Source organism: Flavobacterium sp. CF108 (genome assembly GCF_900129795.1).
GTDB lineage: Bacteria > Bacteroidota > Bacteroidia > Flavobacteriales > Flavobacteriaceae > Flavobacterium.
Window position 1 is genome coordinate 455,751 of sequence record NZ_FQWW01000002.1, and the last position, 21,799, is coordinate 477,549.

Here is a 21,799-nt window from a genome sequence, read left to right on the forward strand (position 1 = left end):
AATTAAATATTATTTATAGATTGATGATTATTCTTTAATTTTTTCAAGTTGTTTTTCTAGTTCAATTATACCTTTTTCTGTTGCCATTGCTCTAGTGTGATATTCCAAAGCTTCTAATTCTATTTTTTGTGCTTCTCTTTCAGAAACGGTAGTTTCGTTAATGTGAAAAATCAAGGTGTAATAAAATTTCACATATATATCTATATTTATGTTTGATCGATATAAATCTTCACGAATGCCTTTTAAAATATTATCTCTAAAATAATGGTTGCACTGCTCTATTTCGTGAGTCATTACATTGTGATAAATTTCAGGGTAATGCTTTTTTAACTGGTATAAAGGAGAGGTATCGGTACTGTTTTTAAACATATCGCGAAACATTTCTCTAATCTCAAAATTCTCATGAATTGCGTTGTAATTTTTAGCGACAATGGTATCGATAACTTCGTGTACTTGTCTGTGAACTGCCGAGGTACTCTCTTCGATCAAAACTTCTTTATTACAAAAATATTTATAGATCGTTTTTTTTGAGATACACATCTCACCGGCAATGTCATCCATTGTAACACTCTTAAAACCAAGTTTTAAAAACAACTCACTTGCTTTTGATATAATTTTCTCTTTCATTTTAATTTTTCCAATTGTATTACAAATATAAATAGGGAACTAAAACCTAAAAAATAGTTTCCGTTGTATTTGTAATAATTTTACATTAAATTATTCATTAAGTAAGATTATATACTAAATTCCAGATTGGCTATCAGCTTAATATCTTTTCCAAGGGCTAAACCTCCATTATGATGAAAAGAATTATAGTCCAGTCCAAAATCCTGACGTTTGATATCTCCTTTAATTTCAAAAGCAACCTTTTTTTCTCCGTTGTAAGTGTTGATACCAATAAATTCTGCATCAAGTTCTACAACTCTCGTTACATCTTTTATTGTTAAATCGCCTTTAAAGAAATTGATATTGTTGTTTATCTTTTGAAATGAAGTCGATTTAAAACTAATTATTGGATGCTCATCTACATCAAAGAAATCCTGAAGCTGCAAATTTGTATCGATTTGCTGAAAGCTTTCTTTTTTATTATTAATATCCAATGAAAATTCAACCGATGCATCTTCAATTTCATTGTCTTCAATATTCACATAACCGTCAAATTTATTTGTCGTTCCTCCTAAATAAGCAATTATAGAATGTCTCATTTTGATTAAAACATCTGATTGAGTAGAATCTATAGTCCATGTTGTTTTCATAAATACCTAATTTTAATGAGTTTATAAATTTTTCAAACTCTTCACGGAAACTTTTTTAGTGTTCTAAGTTTCCATTTGATGGCGCAAATATAGAAAGGAAACTCTAAACACCAAAAAAGTTTCCAAGTTTTTTTTAAAATAATTTTAACTTCTTAAGATTTAGTTGATTTAATGGCAATTTTAAGTGGAAACTATCTTTTAATTTTAAGAAAGGAATAATTCATTATGAATCGTATCTTTGGACTTCGTAAATCAGAATTTCATTTTATGCACGATATTAGTCAGTACCAGGATTTTTTTATTGAATATTTAAGTAAACAAGACATAGATAAAGAACCCGCAAATCTTTACGAACCTATTGAATATATTTTAGGACTTGGCGGAAAACGGATGCGCCCGGTACTTACTTTAATGGCTGCTGAGGTTTTTAATACTGATTATAAAGTGGCGCTTCCGGCGGCAATGGCGGTTGAAGTTTTTCATAATTTTTCGCTTGTTCATGATGATATTATGGATGATGCGCCTTTGCGAAGAGGACAGGTTACGGTTCATGAAAAATGGAATTTAAACACCGGGATTCTTTCCGGAGACGCAATGTTAATTCTGGCCTATCAATATTTTGAACAATACGAACCGGCTGTTTTTAGAGATTTAGCAAAACTTTTTAGCAAAACGGCTCTTGAAGTTTGTGAAGGACAGCAATGGGATGTTGATTTTGAAACACGAAAAGATGTTACGATTCCGGAATATCTAAAAATGATTGAATATAAAACTGCGGTTCTGGTTGCGGCTGCCATGAAAATGGGGGCAATTGTTGCCAAATCTTCAGAAAAAGACGGCGACTTAATCTATGACTTCGGATTAAACTTAGGGCTGGCATTCCAACTTCAGGATGATTATTTAGATGCTTTTGGAGATCCTGAAACTTTTGGAAAACAGGTTGGCGGCGATATTATCGAAAATAAAAAAACCTATTTATATCTTAAAGCTTTAGAATTTTCTTCTCCTGAAAAAGCTTCAGAATTACAGAAATTATTCAGTTTACAATTAGAAGATAATTCAGAAAAAATAGAAACTGCAAAAGCTATTTTTAACGAATCTGGAGCTTCAAAAGCGACTCAGGAAGCGATTGAAATGTATACTTTTAAGGCTTTTGAAACTTTAGAAAAAATGGATATTAACGCTGAGAAGAAAGATATTTTGAGAACTTTTGGCGAGAATTTAATGGGAAGAAAGGTTTAATTTTTTTTTGCCACAGATTAAAAAGATTATATAGATTTTTTTTCTTTGCCACGAATTACACAAATTTCCACGAATTATCCATCATAATTAAATTAGTGAAAATTCGTGTAATTCGTGTAATTCGTGTAATTCGTGTAATTCGTGTAATTCGTGTAATTCGTGTAATTCGTGGCGAAAAACTACATATAGTAAACCCGACAGGTTTTAAAAACCTGTCGGGTTTGTTATTTTCTACATCTAGGGGGCTTCGACTTCGCTCAGCCTGACAAACGTTATTATAGAACGGAGTGTCATCCTGAGCGATCGCGAGGCTTCGGGAGAAGGCTTATGAAAACAAATCATCAGGATCAACTAAATCCGATAATTTTTGTTTTAAATCATCTTCTAAAATAGTTAAACCAAATTGATATGATGCGTTCATCCATCCAAAACCTTCTTCGGTTATGTAATTAAATTCCGTTCCTACGTTTCCGTATTCTGCGAAAATTTTATGTGAGCTTATCGATAAATCAAATTTTTCCGGAATGGTTCCGTTGTAATCAACCGCGTTTCTCGTAATCAGCCAAAGCCAGCGATAAACCATTTCCTGCGCTTCTTCATTAAAATTATAATTCAGCAGACCTTCCCACAAAAGCATTTGATGCGGTGCCCAGCCAAACGGATAATCCCATTGTCTTGTTGGCGAATTATCATCAAAACCGGCAATTGATTCTTTGGTACTTCCGGCAATTCCGCCTTTCATTTTAAACTTTGGAAGTGTCTTTTTCACCAAAATATCGGCTTGTTCCTGCGTGCTTATTTTTGCCCAAAGCGGATAAAAAGTGGTTGCAGCGCCAAAAATATGCTGTTTTTCGTTTACAAAATCATAATCGAAATAAATTCCGTTTTCAGGATTCCATAACAATTTGTTTATTTTTTCTCTTCTCTCAGATGATTTTAAAATCCAATAATCGCTTGAAAAAGATTTATCTTCAAAATATTGAAATTCGTTTTTAAAATATTTCTTAATCAAAAACGCAATATCCGTTTCGTATTTATAAAGTAAACTATTAATCGCTACAGTATTTAAATTCGCGCATACCCCAACCAATCGATGTGTGGTATCGTGTCCACTTTCGCGCATGCTGCGATCGTGTGTGAAATATTTATCGAGTTCAGGATCGACGATTTCTCTTTCAAGATATTTCTTTTCAAATTCACGTGTTGAAAGATTATATTTTGGCGCATATTGTTCCAGAATATCATCAAAATGCCCTTCTTCAACTTCAAACGGAAGTCCAATTCCTTCTGCTTTATAGCGGTTTAAACCATTTGCTGTAAGTCGTTTTCCTTCTTCCATCCAAACCGTTAGATATTCTTTTATAGCGGTTTTTAAATGTCTTTCAATCCAAAAAATATCCGGATTTGACTTTTCTAAAACATCCATAATAAGCGATGTATAAAGCGGAGGCTGCGTGCGGGTTAAATAATAACTGCGGTTGGCGTTTAGAATTTTTCCGTAATGATCTATTTGATATTTAAAGTTCTCGGCAATGCCCAAAGCAAGGTCAATTTTATCATCAATCAAAAGTCCTTTGGCAATAAAATAACTGTCCCAGCCGTACATTTCGTTGAATCTTCCGCCAGGAACCACAAACGGAACTCCCGAAATTTCATTGTTTTTTATTTGAAGTACCAAAGCCAGAATTCCCGGTTTTTTGTTCAGCGATAAAACATATTCCGGTGAAATGTTTTTAGGCAATTGTACCACTTTTAATTTTGGAGTTGTGGCTTCTAATTTCTTGAAATAATCAAAAACAATTTCGTCGCCAAAAGGCACATATAAATAGGCAAATTCATTTTCGATTTTATCATCTTCCAGAATTTTCTTCACGCCTGTTGCATCAATTGTTCTGGTAAGGCCCTTCCAATACAAGTCTTTTATTTTTCTTGAAATACGTTTTACAGGATCTTCGGTAATTTCATTTAAATCGATTATTGCAAATTCAGTATTGTTTTTTTTAGCTAAAGCCAATTCCTGCAATAAATTCGAAAGCTGATAAGTTCCTTTAATAAGTGCCGGATTTCTGTCTTGATCGTACAGCAAAAATTTCTTTGGACCGTTATCATCAATCGTAATTTTTTTATCGCCGTCAGTATCTTCCTGAGCCAATAATTTTTCGATGGTTTGGGTTATATGTAATTTAAATTTCATCTTTTGCAGTTATTTTTTTAAGAATAAAAAATGAGATCAGTAATAAAGTCATTGGAATTAAGGTGAAATAAAAAGCTTTTTCCGGTCCTTCATTTTTAAAAAGCCAGCCTGTTATTCTGGATCCTAATGTCCCGCCAAGAGCAGAAAAAATCACGATTAATCCAGTCATAGAACTTTGTAAATTCTTTGGTAAAGCACTTAATACAATTGAATTTAATAACGGATAAATAGGCGCAATAAATAAGCCGATTAGAGGAAAAGCAAATCCAATTAAGGGAATATCTGAGAGTGTCTCGACATTTTTTACTTCTAATCCAACCGTTTTTGGAAGTACAAAAACAACAATTAACATGGCTGAAATAATACAGACACTTAAAACATAAATCCAGTTTACTTTTTTGGTCACGATTCCGGCAATTAGCCTTCCTATTGCTAGTGAAATTGCCAAAATACTGGCCATCATAATGCTGATATTTTCCGGCAGATGAAGCACTTTTGTATTAAATGTTGGCAGCCACGAAAGTATTCCCTGCTCGATCATTACAAATAGAAATACGCTGATCACAAAAATAACCGTCAGCAGTTTTGCCATTAATTTGAACATCTGCAAAAAATCATCTTTAAGGTTTGCTCCTGCTGCGACTTCGGTTTCTTCAAATTTTATAAAGAGTAAAAACAGAAAGGAAACAAACGATAATCCCGCTAATAACCAGTAAACGTTTAACCATGAATTGGGATCATTTTCGTTATTAAAAGCCGGAAATAAAAAATAAGCCAGCGCAATTCCCACCATAAAAAATCCTTCAATACTGCTCATTAAAGCGTTGTGTTCTTTTTTGGTTTCGGTTACGGTTCCTATTAACGAATAAACGGAAACTTTTATCAGGGCAAATGAAACTCCAACGGTTGCAAAAAGTATTTTAGCATTGTCAAATGAGTTTCCAAAATACATAGAAATACAGGCTAAAGTCACTAAACCCAATCCTATTAACATCGCTTTTCTATAGCCAATTCTTGGTAAAAAAGAAGCTATAAAAAAAGATACAATAGCAATTGGCATGTCTTTAAAAGCCTCTAAAATACTCGCCTGAACTTCATCGACTCCGTAATTTCTCTGCGATTTTAAAATCACAATTCCTACGCTGTTTAATAAAATGGCGAAGACAAAATAATTGAGGTAAAGTGAGATTTTAATTCCTATGTTTTTCATTTTTTAGGTGTCATTTGTTTTGCAATTTCAGCATTATATTTCTTTGTGGTTACTGTGTGGAGACGCACTGCTGTGCGCCTCTACAGTTACTACATAATAACCATTTTAATACATAGAAACATAGTTTACTATACGCTAAAAAAGGCGTTTTCACTTGCATTAATTAACATAAACTATGTGTGGAAACTAGTTTCTTTTTTGCTCTTTTTTAAAACAATAAAATCTATGTTTCTATGTGTTTAATATTTTTTACACACTACAATTTATGTTTTGTGGTTACTGTGCGGAGACGCACTGCTGTGCGCCTCTACAGTAACTTTGCATATATTAGGTTTAGAAATTAACCGCTACAGAAAATCTAAATGCACGTCCTAAAATAGGTCTTGCCATGAACACATCGCTTGCTGCAGATGTTGTTTGTCTTGGATCTCCTTCTGTTAAACCAATTTCGTTAAATAAATTCGAAGCATCGACTGCAAAACGAAGGTTTTTATACGTGTAATTTAAACCTGCTCCCACTTCTTTATAAGCCGGTAAAACTTGTTTGTTATCCTGATTTGTGAATTTTTTATCGTAATAAGAGAACTGAACGTAAGCTGTAAAATCTTTTGTAATATCAACTTCTGGTCTTAGGTTACAGAAAAATTTAGGGATTCTTCGTGCGGTATTTCCGTTGAAATCAAAAGTAGAACCGTCAGCATTTGTTCCTGTAAAGTTATCGTACTCGGGTTTTTGAACAGTAAAAGTAAAGTTCAGTTTTACAAATTCGTATCTCGCATTAGTTTCTACTTCAAGACCAATGTTGTTTACGTCGGCAAATTTATTTTCTGAAGATCCATCAGATAAAATATCCGTGAAAGCAACGTTTTTCAAATTCATGTGAAATAAATTCGCATTTACAGAGAAGAATGAACTTGAATATTTATAACCTAATTCAAACTGATTTACTTCTGTATTTTCCAATTTGCTTAAATCGGCTGCATTGTCATAAAATGATTCTTCAATTGGAGATCTAAATCCATGGCTGTAACGAACGTATGAAGCCATATTGTCGTTGAATTTGTAGTTTCCAGCGGCAGTATACGACCATTCGCTTACATCATATCTCCAGTATGTATACGGATTTCCTTTTACAGTTGTTACTGCGTCATCAGCCGTATTGTTGTCCAGAATTCCTAAGTCTTCAGAGAAAAATCTAGCGTTGTCTCTGTATCCAGAATATTTGTCTTTGTTGTATCTTAAACCTGCGTTAAAAGTCAAATTATCTGTCGCTTTAATTTCTGCGTCAGCATAAATATCATTCAACAAACCTTTTGTTTGCGCATCTCTTTCTAACCAAGTAATTCTTTCAACTCCATTCCAAGTATGGTCAACTCCGGTTGTATTATCTTTTACATTTAATAATCTTGGATTGTCTGAAACGCCTACTAAATAGGAATTCCAGTTCCAGTATTGATTTGATTTCCAGTTAGAATAGTAGTAACCTGCTGTTAATTTCACCGGATCTAAGTCAAAAGAAAAAGAGAAATTATTCGCAAAATTGTTCATTTTCTTTTCAATATGCCAAAGGTCTGCTCTCATAATTAAAGCATTTGGATCAAGAGTAGCTCCATTATCTACATAACTATATGTCAGATTACTAGCTGTTGTGTTTTGAACGCTTGTTGCATAAGCATCTTGTGTCCAAGGTCCGCCATTAGGGAAAATAGCATTGTAATTTAAATCGATGCTCGTTTGTTTAAAGGCATTTTTGAAAGTGACCTTATCTGAAATTTTCTTCTTGAATTCAGCTCCAATTGAGTTGATTACAGGATGTGAACCATCTTCTAAATCTGCGCTAAAAGTTCCGCCTCCATATTGAGGAACATTTAAATGACTGAAATTTACCGAAGTCAACGTTCCATAATTTGGATTAAATCCGTCGATACCTTCAATTTTTCCGTTATTGCTTTTTAAAGGAATTGGTAAATAGAATGTATTTCTGTCGTCAAGATGTTTGAAGTTAACTCTTAAATAATCGTTGTCATCAAATTTATAAGTAATATTTCCTTTGATTTGTCCTCCTTTATTAGCTGTAAAACCAGTATTTCTTACTCCATTATCCGCTCTGTAAAATCCGCCGACATTAAAAAATAACTTATCCTGAATTAAAGCGCCAGACAAATTAAGGTCAGTTCTGAACATTCCATAATCTGAAGTGGTGAATTTTGCTCTTCCCTGAAAATCATTTTGACCCGTTTTAGAAATAAAGTTGATGATTCCCCCTGGAGCATTGTTGGCAAAAATTGAAGCAGAACCTCCACGAACAGCTTCCATTTTGCTTACTGTTTCATCAAGTCTATAAAATGTATCTGCGTTTGCAAATTGCAATGCACCATCTTCAAAAACTGGCAAACCATCTTCCTGAATCTGCACATATTCATACGCTCCCGCAGAAGGAATACCTCTTGCAAAAAGGTTATTTCCAATTTCTCCTCCAGATGCTTCAACCACAAATCCTGGAATTGTCTGCAATAAAGCTGCTGTACTTGATGGCGCTCTGTCTTCGATTGCTTTTGCTCCCATTGTGGTAATGGCAACGCTCGATTCAAGTTTAGATCTTGGGGCAGATGAACCTGTTACTACTACTTCTTTCAAACTTTGAGATTCGGTTTCTAAAAGTAAATCTGCCACTACAGATTCTCCTTCTTTTACCGAAATTTCTTTACTGTATGTTTTGTAACCCACATTTGTTGCTTCTACAACATAATTTCCGGCAATAACATCCGTAAAAACATAACGTCCGTTTTCATCTGTTATCGTATTTTTTCCCGTGTCTTTTAAAGATACATTTGCTCCCGGAATAGATTGTCCGGTTTCGTCTAATACTTTTCCAGACACCGTATTTTTTGCCTGGGCAAATAAATTATTTGGAACAATAATTAGGCACATTATCAAAAATAATATACCTAAATAAGAATGTTTCTGTTTCATGATTTTTTTGGTTTAGTTAGTAAATTTTTCATTTATACTGTAAACTTAAAACACTAATTAAACACAATTTAGCAATTCTAAATCGAAAACGTTTTCGAAATCACCTAAAACGTTTTCGGAAATATATTTTTTATCAATGAAGTTTATTTTTTAGTACATTTATTTCATGAATGATACAAAATTAATAGATATAGCCTCGGCCTTAGGAATATCAGTCACAACGGTTTCAAAGGCATTAAAAGGATATACAGACATTAGTAAATCGACGCGCGCCAAAGTTATCGAAATGGCCGAAACGATGAACTATATGCCTAATTCTGTAGCGGTTAATTTAAGAACCAACGAAACCAAAACCATTGGTGTCATTATCCCTGCAACGGTTCATCACTTTTTTTCGAGCGTATTAAACGGAATTTTAGAAGAAGCTGAAAAAAGAGGTTATTTGGTTATCATTCTGCAATCAAACGAAAAATATGAAATGGAGAAAAAACAGCTTGCTTTATTGATTCAAAAGCGGGTTGACGGCGTTTTAATGTCACTTTCGAACGAAACAGATGATTTCTCTCATATTAATGAAGCAATCCGAAAAAATACGCCTGTTGTTTTGTTTGATAAAATTGCCAAAAGAGTAGAGTGTTCTAAAGTGGTTATTAATGATGCAAAAGCTGCTTATGATGCTGTTACATATCTTATTAATAAAGGCTATAAAAAAATTGCACATTTTAGAGGTTCATATGTTCCCCAAAATTCTATTGATCGTTTTTTAGGTTATAAACGCGCGCTCGAAGCTCACGGAATCGAGTACGATTCAAAATTGGTTTATGTTTGTGACAACAATACAGATTTTGAAGACGGCTACGAAAATGCCCAAAAAATCATGACCGAACATCCGGATATCGATGCCATTTTTGCGATTACGGATTTAGTCGCTATCGGGATTATTAAATATTTTAATGAAGCGGGAATAAAAACGCCGGATCAGGTGGCGGTTTTTGGCTTTAGTAATTGGTTTATGAGTACCGTTATTTCTCCTAAATTAACGACAATTGATCAGCCCGGATTTGAAATGGGACACACAGCAGTTTCTATTTTAATTGATGAAATTGCCGATATAAAAGAACACAAACCGGTAACGCATCAAATTATAGAACTTCCAACCAGAATCATTGAAAGAGAATCAACGGTTAAATGATTTTTTAGTTTTAACTTTGCCTCAATTCTTAAAAAGCATCAATGTTTCCAATTCCTGAAAATACCGATTTTTTATTGGCTGATGCCGAAAGAGAAAATTTATATTTAAGTCTGATTGAGCAAATCAATAAAGATTTTAATCTGGCCAATGAAGGAATTGATTTTCCGCTTAGTATTTCTCCCGAAGAATTAAAAATCCAGCTTCACGAAAAAATCTACCGAATGATTCAGTACAAATTTGCTGAATATTTGAACCTGCTTTATATTATTGATGTTTCTGAAATCGAAATCAAAAAACTTGATGGATCAGATTTGGTGATTTTAGCTGAACAAGTTGCTTTTTTAATCTTAAAAAGAGAATGGCAGAAGGTTTGGTTTCGTAATCACTATAAATAGAGGTTCTAAGTTGCTGAGATTCTAAGGTTTTGAGGTTTTTTTGATCACGAAAACTTTTTTTCTAAATAGAATTTATATTCCAGTTGTTGTTTATTGCTAACTCTTTAATTTTATTTCTTTCATTCTCATCTAACGATTTTAATTTAAGAACTACATCCGTTTTGGTAATTCCTTTTTCACCAAAATTAATTTTTACCATACCATTGTTAAAATTAATTTTGTCAGGCTTTTTAACATAAGCAAAAGGAAATTTATTCAGAAAATAATCAATATCACGAGTTAAAATTATCGGAAAAGAAAGTTGCTTAAAAAAGCTATCTTTCTTAAATCCCAATATTATAATTGCATTTTTTGTCACATATAAATCACAGTGATTAAATAAGAAATTAGTATTTCTTAATCCTATTGTAAAATTAAAAGTTCTAACCTGTTCACAATAGAAATCTACTTCACCTTTAATGTTTTCAATTAAAAATTCATATTGCTGTTCTCGAGTTTTGTTTAAAGATTTCGTGCCAAAAATTAGCAGAAAGAGTAAACTTGAAATCATTATGATTGGAATAAACATAGTTATTTTACTTAAAAAACTTAGATTCTCAGCATCTTAGAACCTTAGCAACTTTTAAAAATAAACCCTCACAAAAGGCATAAATCCAGATCCATAAAGACTTTTATCTGGATCATATAAAACATCGTAGCGAGCGCCAATTGTCACATTTCCGGTTCTGTAACCAGCTCCAAGATACAAGGCGGTATTCCAATAACTATCAGAAAAAGCCGGTCTGTTGATGTTGGCTTCATATCTTGTATCTACTCTTACTTGCTCTAATTCGGCAGATAATTGAACTTCCGGAATTGGGTTTACAAGCGTAATTAAACTTCCACCATAAACATACGATTCATAATAGTTTTTTGAAGATAAGTAACCAAATTGTAAACCAAGACCAAAGGAAACAATTTCGTTAACATTGTAAATAGCGCTTGGCATTACAGAAATATCGGTATAACCGGAACCAATTCCTAAACCGAGTCCGCCTCCAAACTGTACTTTATCCCAGAAATGGTTTTTGTTATCAATAACATACGTTTGCTGCGCATTTGCGTAACATGAGAATAAGACTGTCAAAATCACAAAAAAAGATCTGCAATCGATTGAAAAATGTTTTTTCGTCATAGTTAACGTTTATTTTAACAAATTTTTACGTAAAAGTACGTAAAAAAAAGGTTTAAATAAAGTCGATTGTTGTACTTTTGCCTTTCTATTTAACAAAAAGTATATTCACTAATATTATGGATAGGTTTTCATTTTTAAATGCAGCGCATACCGAGTTCTTTGCACAATTATACGATCAATATTTAGTTAACCCAGACAGCGTTGAGCCAAGCTGGAGAAGTTTTTTTCAAGGTTTTGACTTTGGACAAACGACTTATAATGACGAAAATCCAGTGCAGACAATTGTTGAGTATGTGACTAGCCCAAACACAGATTACAGTCAGGTTTCAGACAAACTGCAAAAAGAATTTAATGTTTTAAAATTAATTGATGGATACCGTACGCGCGGACACTTGTTTACAAAAACAAACCCTGTTCGTGACCGTAGAACTTCTTCTCCTACTTTAGATATTGAGAATTTCGGATTATCAGCTGCTGACCTTCCAACTGTTTTTGATGCTGCGCAGACAATCGGAATCCCGCCTTCTTCATTAGAAGCTATCGTAAATCGTCTTAAAGCTATTTACTGCCAGCATATTGGTATTGAGTATATGTACATCAGAAATCCTGGCGTTGTAAAATGGATTCAGGAAAAACTGGCAATTAATGTGAACCAGCCAAATTTCTCTACAGAAGAAAAGAAAACAATCTTAAATAAATTAAACGAAGCTGTTTCTTTCGAGAACTTCCTTCATACTAAATATGTTGGACAAAAACGTTTTTCACTAGAAGGTGGAGAATCTATTATTCCAGCTTTAGATGCTTTGATCGAGCAGGCTGCAGAAAAAGGTGTTGAACAATTCGTAATGGGAATGGCTCACCGTGGTCGTTTGAACGTTTTGGCAAACATCTTTAATAAATCTACTCAGGATATTTTTGGTGAGTTTGACGGTAAAGATTACGATCAGGAATATTTTGATGGTGACGTAAAATACCACTTAGGTCTTACTGCCGACAAAAAAACAAGATCTGGAAAAAGCATCAACATCAATTTAGCACCAAACCCTTCTCACTTAGAAACGGTTGGAGCTGTAATTGAAGGGATTACAAGAGCAAAACAAGATAAATATTTCCCAGAAGATTTCTCTAAAGTATTGCCAATCGCCGTACACGGAGATGCTGCAATTGCAGGTCAGGGTATTTTATATGAAATTATTCAGATGGCGCAGCTTGACGGCTACAAAACTGGAGGAACAATCCACATTGTAATTAACAATCAGGTTGGTTTTACAACTAACTATTTAGACGCTCGTTCATCAACTTATTGTACAGACGTTGCTAAAGTAACTTTATCTCCAGTATTACACGTTAATGCTGATGATGCAGAAGCAGTTGTACACGCAGTATCTTTTGCATTAGATTACAGAATGCAGTTTGGACGTGACGTATTTATCGATTTATTAGGATATAGAAAATATGGCCATAACGAAGGTGATGAACCTCGTTTCACACAGCCGGTTTTATATAAAATCATCGCAAAACATAAAAATCCAAGAGATATTTATGCTGAAAAATTATTGTCAGACGGCGTAATCGATGCATCTTATGTAAATGCTTTAGAAAAAGAATACAAATCTGCTTTAGAGGAAAACTTAGAAGCTTCTCGTAAAAAAGATTTGACAATCATAACTCCATTCATGAAAAACGAATGGGATGGATTTGTTCAGGTAACTGATACACAAATGCTTCAAAAAGTAGATACTACTTTTGACAAAAAAGGATTGGATTCTATCATCAATACAATCTCAACTTTACCAGCTGATAAAAAATTCATCAGTAAAATAACTAAAATTGTTACGGATAGAAAAACAGGATATGACAACAATACTGTTGATTGGGGAACTGCAGAAGCATTAGCTTATGGTTCACTTTTAACAGAAGGATTTGATGTTCGTATTTCTGGTCAGGATGTTGAAAGAGGAACTTTCTCTCACCGTCACGCTGTAGTTAAAGTGGAAGATTCTGAAGAGGAAGTAATTCTATTAGACGGAATCGAAAACAAAAAAGGAAAATTCGGCGTATTCAACTCACTTTTATCTGAGTACGGTGTTCTTGGTTTTGATTACGGATATGCATTAGCAAATCCAAAAGCATTAACAATTTGGGAAGCACAATTTGGAGATTTCTCAAACGGAGCGCAAATTATGATTGACCAATATATTTCATGTGGTGAAGACAAATGGAACAACCAAAACGGTATTGTTTTATTATTGCCTCACGGATACGAAGGACAAGGTGCAGAACACTCTTCTGCAAGAATGGAGCGTTATTTACAACTTTGTGCAAGACAAAATATGTATGTTGCTGATTGTACAACGCCAGCCAACTTCTTCCACTTGTTAAGAAGACAAATGAAAACTAATTTCCGTAAACCTTTAGTAGTTTTCTCTCCAAAAAGTTTATTACGTGATCCAAGATGCGTATCAACAGTTGAAGAATTAGCAAAAGGAAGTTTCCAGGAAACAATTGATGATAATACAGTAGATAAAAAGAAAGTAAAAACTTTAGTTTTTGTTACAGGTAAATTCTACTATGACATCGTTGCAGAAAGAGAAAACAACGGAAGAAATGACGTTGCAGTTGTTCGTATCGAACAATTATTCCCTTTACCAGTTGAGCAGTTAAAAGCAATTATCGCAAAATATCCAAACGCTGATGATTATGTTTGGGCTCAGGAAGAACCTAAAAACATGGGAGCTTACAGCTTTATGTTAATGAACTTTGATCTTGTAAAATGGAGATTAGCTTCATTAAAAGCATACGCTGCTCCGGCATCTGGAAGTTACACACGTGCAAAACGTCGTCATGCAGATGCAATTAGAATGGTATTCGATAAAAATTTATTCAGATAAATTATGAAAAAAATACTAATTCTGTTTTTTACAATAGTATCGATTACAGGTTATTCTCAGGAATTAAGAAAACCAAGTGAAGGAAAATCAATCGTTTATTTTGTAAGAACTTCAGGAACAGGATTTTTAATAAATTTTAAATATTTTGATGGAGAAAAATATTTAGGCAAATTCAATTGTGGTAAATATTTAGTTTACGAATGTGAGCCGGGTAAACATGTTTTTTGGTCACGATCAGAAAATACAGACTTTATCAATGCAGAGCTCGATGCTGGAAAAATTTACATAATTGATTCTGAACCTAAAATGGGCGTTATAAAAGCAGCAGTAGCATTAGTTCCTTTTAGTCCTTATCCTGGAAGTTATAAAACACCCAAGAAATTTGAAAAAAAGAAGGCTGCAATCCTTAAATCAATTTCAGAAACTAAAGAATATGTTGCAACTGATGAAGATTTAAAAGAAGGGGCTGTAGAATATGAAAGCATCATTAAAAGTTCGATTGAAAAATACAATAAATTAACAGCAAAAGGTGAAGTGTTTTTAAAACTGCTTCCTTATATGTCATACACAAATTAGATAAAAAAATGTTTCAAGTTTCAGTCCCGATAGCTATGGGGACTGAAACCATAAAAACCTTAAACAAAAACAAAGATGATTTTAGAAATGAAAGTCCCATCACCAGGGGAATCAATAAAAGAAGTTGAAATTGCAACTTGGTTAGTAAAAGACGGAGATTATGTAGAAAAAGATCAGGCTATTGCTGAAGTTGATTCAGATAAAGCTACTCTTGAATTACCTGCTGAAATGAGCGGTGTTATTACACTAAAAGCTGAAGAAGGTGATACAGTAGCTGTAGGCGCTGTAGTTTGTTTAATTGATACTGATGCAGCAAAACCTGCAGGCGGCGCTCCGGCAGCAGAAGCTCCAAAAGCTGAGGCACCAAAGGCTGAAGCTCCAAAAGCTGAGGCTCCAAAAGCTGCTCCGGTTCAAGCTCCGGCAGCTACAAGTTATGCAGCTGGAACTCCATCTCCTGCAGCAAGAAAAATATTAGACGAAAAAAATATTGCTCCAGCTACAGTTTCAGGAACTGGTAAAGGTGGAAGAATCACTAAAGATGATGCTGTAAATGCAGTACCTTCTATGGGAACTCCAACTGGCGGAAGCCGTGGAACTGAGCGTACAAAATTATCTATGTTACGTCGTAAAGTAGCAGAAAGACTAGTTTCGGCTAAAAACGAAACAGCTATGCTTACTACTTTCAACGAAGTAAACATGACGCCAATCAACCAAATTCGTAATGAATACAAAGACGCTTTCAAAGCTAAACATGGTGGTTTAGGTTTAGGTTTCATGTCATTCTTTACAAAAGCAGTTACAAGAGCTTTACAATTATATCCAGATGTGAACTCTATGATGGATGGTGATTACAAAATCGCTTATGATTTTGCTGATATCTCAATCGCAGTTTCTGGACCAAAAGGATTAATGGTTCCTGTTGTTCGTAATGCAGAATTATTAACTTTCCGTGGAATTGAAGCTGAAATCAAAAGATTAGCCTTAAGAGCTCGTGATGGTCAAATTACTGTTGATGATATGACAGGTGGAACTTTCACAATTACAAATGGTGGTGTTTTTGGAAGTATGTTGAGTACTCCAATCATCAACCCTCCTCAATCAGGAATTTTAGGAATGCACAACATTATTGAGCGTCCAATTGCTGTAAACGGAAAAGTTGAAATTCACCCAATGATGTATGTTGCACTTTCTTACGACCACAGAATTATCGACGGACGTGAGTCTGTTGGTTTCTTAGTTGCTGTGAAAGAAGCTTTAGAAAACCCATTAGAATTATTGATGAATGGCGATGCTAAACGTGCTTTAGAATTGTAATCAGAATAATTTTTATTTACATACAGAAACCTGTTCATTAATTTGAACAGGTTTTTTTATTTATAGTATCTAATCAAAACATTTTATTTTTAGAGTTTAATTTAGAATAAATAAAAATAACTTGCATTGTTGGCATTCATAACTTAGATTTGCAGAATCAAAAACAATTTAAAATTATCATCTTATAAACGAAGTGGTAATTTAATTCAATCTGTAAAATCATGATAACAATAGCAAGCCTTATCGTTTTTTTAGCTTTTTATACCCTTTACTACACTTCAAAAAGAGCCGCTTTATCGTATGATTTTGGTTTTGAAAAATGGATGCAGAAAAATCCAAAACAAACTAAAATCACCGGATTAGCACTTCTTCTAACAGCTTATGCAATCTGGCTTTTTACGCAATCTTTAGGAAGCGGAACTTTAATGTTTTTTATTCAGCTAATGACCATTGGAAGTTTAATTATCATTCTTAGACCATTAAAAAAAGTAAACAGTAAAGCACTTTTAACAATCCTGATTCTTGTTGCTTTGTTAGAACTTTATTACAATTAAACTTTTTTGACCAATGCCAGCAAATTCAAAATATTTAACTCCTGCCTTTTGGCCTCGTTTTGCCAAGATTACCGCAGCAATTTTAGGCGGTTACTTTGTTTCTGTCACTTTCCATTTAGCTTTAGCTTCCTGGTTTAATCGTCCGGAAGTTTTAATGACAATGGCTTTTAGCGGATTTATACTTTGGGTTGTTTTGATGGTCTTGGCTTTCTTAGCCAAAAGCGGATTGAAAATTTGGGGAATTTACATTCTTCTTACTTTAGTTTTTTCTGCTCTTATTTATCTTGGTCAAACTTATAATCCCGTTGCGTAATCCTTATGAATAATCGCCATTATAATATTTATTTTCATACACATACCGTTAGCGGAATTGTAATTAGTGTTGTGCTTTTTGTGATCTTTTTTGCAGGGTCTTTTTCTTTTTTTAGAGATGAAATCATCAATTGGGAAAGAAGTGAATCTACTGCCATTACAAAAGAAATTGAATTAGATTACAATAAAGCTTTAAAAAATCTTGACAAAGAATACGTTTTACACGGAAGAAATATAACGATATCCAAACCTTCTACAGAAAACAGGGTTGCCGTTTATATGGAAGGCACCAAAGATACTTTGGCTCCAGCCAAACAAAAAGAAGGAACTTTCTTTTATCTGGACAACAAAAAATTCAAATCATACACTTACGAAGAATCTTATTCTTTAGGTGAGTTTTTATATCGTCTGCATTTCCTGGCTCAGATTCCTTATCCGGTTGGATATTATCTTTCAGGATTTACAGCTTTGTTTTTCTTATTTGCCATTGTAACCGGGCTTTTACTGCATTGGAAAAAAATCGTTTCTAATTTTTATGTTTTCCGTCCAAAGGAAAAATTAAAAACATTGTGGACAGATGCGCACACAGCATTAGGAATGATCGGACTTCCGTTTCAGTTTGTTTATGCTGTAACCGGGGCATTTTTCATGATTAAACTTTTAATCGTCGCGCCCGCTGTAATGGCTTTGTATAAAGGTGACGAAAACAAATTATATAAAGAATTAGAATACAACGATCCTGATTTTAAATTTGATAATAAAAAATTAGCGGTGCCTTTTGATATCAATCAGCTTGTTTCTAAAGCAAAAAGCAATTGGTCTGATTTTGAAATTACACGCGTTTTTATTCAAAATTATGGCGATGCCAACATGCACGTTTTAGTTGAAGGCGAATTATTGAGCGATAAAAAATTTACAGGAATTGGAAAAGTAGTATATCGTATTGCTGACGGAAAGGAAGTTGCCCGCAAAAATCCTGTTACTCAAAACAACTATATTGATGTTGTAAAAAATGTTTTATATAGAATTCACTTTGGCGATTATGGCGGATATGCACTAAAAATCGTAAGTTTCATTCTGGGAATTATAACTTGTTTTGTCATTATTTCGGGCGTTATGATTTGGTTAGTGGCAAGACAGAAGAATAATTTACCCGAAAAGAAAAGACGTTTCAACGCTGCCGTTGTTCGCATTTATCTGGCCATTTGTTTGAGTATGTACCCAATTACAGCTTTGGCTTTTATTGGTTCAAAAATATTTTATCCGTTAAGTCAGTCCAGTTTGTTTAGTTTATATTTTGGCGGATGGCTTATATTAACCGTATTCTTTATCATTAAAAAGAATGATGATTTTACGAATAAATTCTGTTTAATTTCAGGAAGTATTTTAGGTTTCCTAATTCCAATCACAAACGGAATTGTTTCCGGAGATTGGTTTTGGACTTCGTTTATGGAACACAAAATTCAAATTTTCTTTATTGATGTTTTCTGGATCGCTTTAGCTTCAATATCACTTTATACGTCATATCACTTAAAGCCTAAAAAAGAAGTTGTTGCAGAAACAAAAGCTTAAATTTTTCCGCCACAAATTTCACGAATTTGCACGAATTAAATTTGTGGAAATTTGTGAAATTCGTGGCTAACTTTTTTTACTTTTTGAGCAATAGCTTAAAATTAGCATAAATTATTTGCCCTCTATTGATTTTGCGTCTACTTTTACGCTTTTAATCAAAAAATGGGATTTAAAACGCAAATACGTTTTCTACATAAATGGCTCGGATTAATTTCCGGGCTTATTGTTTTTATAGTCTGTATTACGGGTTGTATATTCTGTTTTCATGATGAAATAAAAGACATTACCCGAAAAGAATGGCGTTTGGTTGAACCTCAAAACAAACCTTTTTTAATGCCTTCGGTTTTACAGGAAAAGGCAAAAGAAATTCTTCCGAAGAATAAACAGTCAATGGTTTCCTATTATGGAAGAAATCGTTCGGCAATTGTTTTCACCTATTCTGATACCGAAAATTTATATCTCTATTTTAATCCATATACCGGAGAATATCTAAAAACTGAAAATCCCAAAACCGATTTTTTCATTATTGTCGAATATATTCATTTGTATTTGCTTCTGCCAGATTATATCGGAAAGCATATTATTGGCGGTTCAACCCTAATTTTTATTCTTTTATTGATTTCGGGAGTTATACAATGGTGGCCAAAACGAAGAAGCGATGTTAAAAGAAGTTTTACCATAAAATGGTCCGCAAGATGGCGTCGTGTTAATTATGACTGGCACAATACTTCTGGTTTTTACATTGCGTTGATTGCACTTATTCTTGCCATAACCGGATTAACTTTTACCTACGAATGGGTTGGCGACGGAATTTACAAAACATTCAATTTTGGTGGAGACAAAGCTGCCGAAACAAAAGCGCCTGTAATCGACACAACAAAATTCGATTCAAATGCTATAACAGCTGTCGATCGGGCTTTTATTGAAACCATGAAATTACAGCCAAAAGCCGAAATGCTTTTTGTGCTATATCCGCAGCAAAAAGGCGACATCATCAGCACTGGAGCATATCCCCATACATTACGATACGATCATCAAAGCAATTATTATTTTCATCCACAAGACGGAAAATTAATTCAAAGTGATCCGTATCAATCAAAAAGTTTAGGCCTTCAGGTTGTCGAAATGAATTACGGAATCCACACGGGACAAATTTTAGATTTACCCGGAAAAATTATCGCTTTTACTATAAGCTTAATCGCTTCGGCTTTACCAGTAACCGGTTTTATAATTTGGTTTGGAAGAAGAAAAAAATCTAAAAAACGGGCATAAAAAAACCGTCTCGTTTTTTAACGACACGGTCTTTTTATAAATCGTCGAAACTTAATTAGTTTCTGTTTGCTAAAGCATTTTTCTGTAAGTTTTTAACTGAGGCTACTTTATTGTCAACATAAGCAACTTCGCTTAAATTGTTGTTGTCATTAAAATAAATCCATTTTCCAGTTTTAACTCCGTCTGTGTATTCTCCAATGGCTTTTTTATTTCCTCTTTCGTCATAAGATACCCAAACACCATCTAATTTACCATCCTTAAAGAAGCCTTCTTGCTGTACTCTGCCATTATCATAATAATAGGTAGCTTTTACTGAGTTTCCAACAGCTTCTAATTCAGGATTTACTTCTTGTGCAGCTAATATTCCAGAGAACAACAACGCTGCTAAAATTACACTCTTTTTCATATCTTTAGGTATTAATGTTAAGAAATCATTATCAAATATAGTTAATTGTTTACATTAAAAAAACTTTTACTTAACAATTTGGTAACATTGAGTAAAAACTTAACATTGGAAATTTCCAAAAAACAAAAAAACCAACGCTGAGGCATTGGTTTTACTGGTGTTTTAGTAAAAAAATAAAACTACGATAACGTTATAAATTTAATGCATAAATTAGTTCAATAATGAATCTAACTGCTTTTCAAGGTCTGGAGAAGAGGGTCTTGATGCATTTGCATCGACAACATTACCTTTTGGATCAATTAAAATAAATCTCGGAATTCCGGTTACATTATAACTTGTTACAAACTCTGATTTCCATTCATTATCAGAAAATAACTGAATTCCTCCAAGTTGTTTATCCGTTACAAACTTTTGCCATTTAGCATGATCTTTTGGCGTATCTACCGAAATACTCACAAACTCAATATTTTTTCCATGATATTTTTCTTCAATTTTTTGCAGATATGGAATTTCTCCTCGGCAAGGTCCGCACCAAGTTGCCCAAAGATCAATATAAACATATTTTCCTTTTAAATCTGAAAGTTTAGTTTTTCCACCTTTATGGTTTTCATAGTCAAACTCAGGAGAAGGTTTGTTATTCATTTTTGCAATATCCTGAGCTTCTTTACGGTATGCCGAGATTTCTGCAATTGCGTTAGCTCCATTTTCTGTTTCAATTTTTACAAATTCTGGATCCAGTTTTTTATCTTTTAATCGAGCAGCATCGCCGGCTTTTTTTGCATCGACCAACTTATTAAAAGCAGCATCGTCTAGAGAAGCAACACTATTGTCATAAAGTTTTTCATCGGCTAAAATACGCTGCGCTAAAATGTTGTTTTCGGCACTTCCTTTACCAGTGTAAACAATAGATTCATCAAATTGTTTGGCATCCATTTTCAGTTTGATATCGTAACCGCTTTTTAGAAACAATTCTGTCGATTCTACACCATCATATAATCGGCTCCTGCCTCCATCAACGACCAGAGTATCTTTAAAAATACCATTCTTATCGACATAGATGGTTTTGATTACTCTGCCTTCATTAAGAATCTTTATAATGTCACTATTTCTGTTGGCTATATTTGCTTCAAAAGTCACATATTTTTTAGATTGTGCGCTGATATTCAAAGCACTGAAAAGGACTAAACCGGCAATAAGAAGTTTCTTCATAGTATTAAAGTTTGTTTTTAGTACATCAAATCTAAAGAAATTACAAGTTCAAAATTT

General features: G+C 33.6%; 20 protein-coding genes. 11 read left to right on the forward strand and 9 right to left on the reverse strand.

What is annotated here, in order from left to right; translation table 11 throughout:
- Positions 1–27: 27 nt before the first annotated feature.
- Positions 28–627, reverse strand: a complete 600-nt coding sequence (locus BUE10_RS07260; RefSeq protein WP_073483720.1) for a TetR/AcrR family transcriptional regulator — start codon at positions 625–627, stop codon at positions 28–30.
- A gap of 107 nt (positions 628–734) precedes the next feature.
- A complete protein-coding gene (locus tag BUE10_RS07265) occupies positions 735–1,256 on the reverse strand; it encodes a YceI family protein (RefSeq protein ID WP_073483722.1) in 522 nt (173 codons plus the stop codon).
- 267 nt (positions 1,257–1,523) lie between these two features.
- On the opposite strand from BUE10_RS07265, the gene BUE10_RS07270 reads away from it, so the two are divergent.
- The gene (locus tag BUE10_RS07270) at positions 1,524–2,498 is read left to right on the forward strand and encodes a polyprenyl synthetase family protein (protein WP_073484203.1); all 975 of its coding nucleotides are present in this window, start codon (positions 1,524–1,526) and stop codon (positions 2,496–2,498) included.
- A gap of 95 nt (positions 2,499–2,593) precedes the next feature.
- Complete coding sequence (locus BUE10_RS23985) at positions 2,594–2,764, forward strand: hypothetical protein (RefSeq protein ID WP_159439054.1); 171 nt, start codon at positions 2,594–2,596, stop codon at positions 2,762–2,764.
- A 59-nt stretch (positions 2,765–2,823) separates the two neighbouring features.
- Here the strand turns inward: BUE10_RS23985 and BUE10_RS07275 are convergent, their stop codons facing one another.
- From BUE10_RS07275 to BUE10_RS07285, 3 genes are all read right to left on the reverse strand, one after another.
- Positions 2,824–4,692 carry an alpha,alpha-trehalase gene (locus BUE10_RS07275; RefSeq protein ID WP_073483724.1) on the reverse strand — a complete coding sequence of 623 codons (1,869 nt, stop codon included), beginning with the start codon at positions 4,690–4,692 and terminating at the stop codon, positions 2,824–2,826.
- Positions 4,682–5,902, reverse strand: coding sequence for an MFS transporter (locus BUE10_RS07280; protein WP_073483726.1), 1,221 nt, complete (start codon positions 5,900–5,902; stop codon positions 4,682–4,684). Before BUE10_RS07280 ends, BUE10_RS07275 begins: the two co-directional genes overlap by 11 nt.
- A gap of 333 nt (positions 5,903–6,235) precedes the next feature.
- On the reverse strand, positions 6,236–8,875 hold the full coding sequence (locus BUE10_RS07285; protein WP_073483728.1) for a TonB-dependent receptor: 2,640 nt from the start codon (positions 8,873–8,875) through the stop codon (positions 6,236–6,238).
- Between the two features lie 166 nt (positions 8,876–9,041).
- Between BUE10_RS07285 and BUE10_RS07290 the strand changes: the two genes are divergently transcribed.
- Complete coding sequence (locus BUE10_RS07290; protein WP_073483730.1) at positions 9,042–10,067, forward strand: LacI family DNA-binding transcriptional regulator; 1,026 nt, start codon at positions 9,042–9,044, stop codon at positions 10,065–10,067.
- Between the two features lie 41 nt (positions 10,068–10,108).
- On the forward strand, positions 10,109–10,462 hold the full coding sequence (locus tag BUE10_RS07295) for a hypothetical protein (RefSeq protein ID WP_053471534.1): 354 nt from the start codon (positions 10,109–10,111) through the stop codon (positions 10,460–10,462).
- A 61-nt stretch (positions 10,463–10,523) separates the two neighbouring features.
- On the opposite strand, the gene BUE10_RS07300 is transcribed toward BUE10_RS07295, so the two are convergent.
- Positions 10,524–11,012 carry a hypothetical protein gene (locus tag BUE10_RS07300; RefSeq protein ID WP_073483732.1) on the reverse strand — a complete coding sequence of 163 codons (489 nt, stop codon included), beginning with the start codon at positions 11,010–11,012 and terminating at the stop codon, positions 10,524–10,526.
- Positions 11,013–11,084: 72 nt separating this feature from the next.
- On the reverse strand, positions 11,085–11,636 hold the full coding sequence (locus tag BUE10_RS07305; protein ID WP_073483734.1) for a hypothetical protein: 552 nt from the start codon (positions 11,634–11,636) through the stop codon (positions 11,085–11,087).
- A 116-nt stretch (positions 11,637–11,752) separates the two neighbouring features.
- On the opposite strand from BUE10_RS07305, the gene BUE10_RS07310 reads away from it, so the two are divergent.
- The 7 genes from BUE10_RS07310 to BUE10_RS07340 all read left to right on the forward strand — a co-directional run bounded on the left by BUE10_RS07310 (position 11,753) and on the right by BUE10_RS07340 (position 20,127).
- Positions 11,753–14,527, forward strand: coding sequence for a 2-oxoglutarate dehydrogenase E1 component (locus BUE10_RS07310; protein ID WP_073483736.1), 2,775 nt, complete (start codon positions 11,753–11,755; stop codon positions 14,525–14,527).
- Positions 14,528–14,530: 3 nt separating this feature from the next.
- Entirely contained in the window at positions 14,531–15,103 is a 573-nt protein-coding gene (locus BUE10_RS07315) for a hypothetical protein (RefSeq protein WP_073483738.1), read from the forward strand.
- 75 nt (positions 15,104–15,178) lie between these two features.
- On the forward strand, positions 15,179–16,417 hold the full coding sequence (odhB, locus tag BUE10_RS07320; RefSeq protein WP_073483740.1) for a 2-oxoglutarate dehydrogenase complex dihydrolipoyllysine-residue succinyltransferase: 1,239 nt from the start codon (positions 15,179–15,181) through the stop codon (positions 16,415–16,417).
- A gap of 221 nt (positions 16,418–16,638) precedes the next feature.
- A complete protein-coding gene (locus tag BUE10_RS07325) occupies positions 16,639–16,971 on the forward strand; it encodes a hypothetical protein (protein WP_073483742.1) in 333 nt (110 codons plus the stop codon).
- 13 nt (positions 16,972–16,984) lie between these two features.
- The gene (locus BUE10_RS07330; RefSeq protein WP_073483744.1) at positions 16,985–17,284 is read left to right on the forward strand and encodes a hypothetical protein; all 300 of its coding nucleotides are present in this window, start codon (positions 16,985–16,987) and stop codon (positions 17,282–17,284) included.
- A gap of 5 nt (positions 17,285–17,289) precedes the next feature.
- The gene (locus BUE10_RS07335) at positions 17,290–18,855 is read left to right on the forward strand and encodes a PepSY-associated TM helix domain-containing protein (RefSeq protein ID WP_073483746.1); all 1,566 of its coding nucleotides are present in this window, start codon (positions 17,290–17,292) and stop codon (positions 18,853–18,855) included.
- A 162-nt stretch (positions 18,856–19,017) separates the two neighbouring features.
- The gene (locus tag BUE10_RS07340) at positions 19,018–20,127 is read left to right on the forward strand and encodes a PepSY-associated TM helix domain-containing protein (protein WP_073483748.1); all 1,110 of its coding nucleotides are present in this window, start codon (positions 19,018–19,020) and stop codon (positions 20,125–20,127) included.
- Positions 20,128–20,182: 55 nt separating this feature from the next.
- On the opposite strand, the gene BUE10_RS07345 is transcribed toward BUE10_RS07340, so the two are convergent.
- Both BUE10_RS07345 and BUE10_RS07350 read right to left on the reverse strand, forming a co-directional pair.
- Entirely contained in the window at positions 20,183–20,533 is a 351-nt protein-coding gene (locus BUE10_RS07345) for a toxin-antitoxin system YwqK family antitoxin (RefSeq protein WP_073483750.1), read from the reverse strand.
- Between the two features lie 210 nt (positions 20,534–20,743).
- The gene (locus BUE10_RS07350; RefSeq protein WP_073483752.1) at positions 20,744–21,742 is read right to left on the reverse strand and encodes a TlpA family protein disulfide reductase; all 999 of its coding nucleotides are present in this window, start codon (positions 21,740–21,742) and stop codon (positions 20,744–20,746) included.
- Between the last annotated feature and the right edge of the window lie 57 nt (positions 21,743–21,799).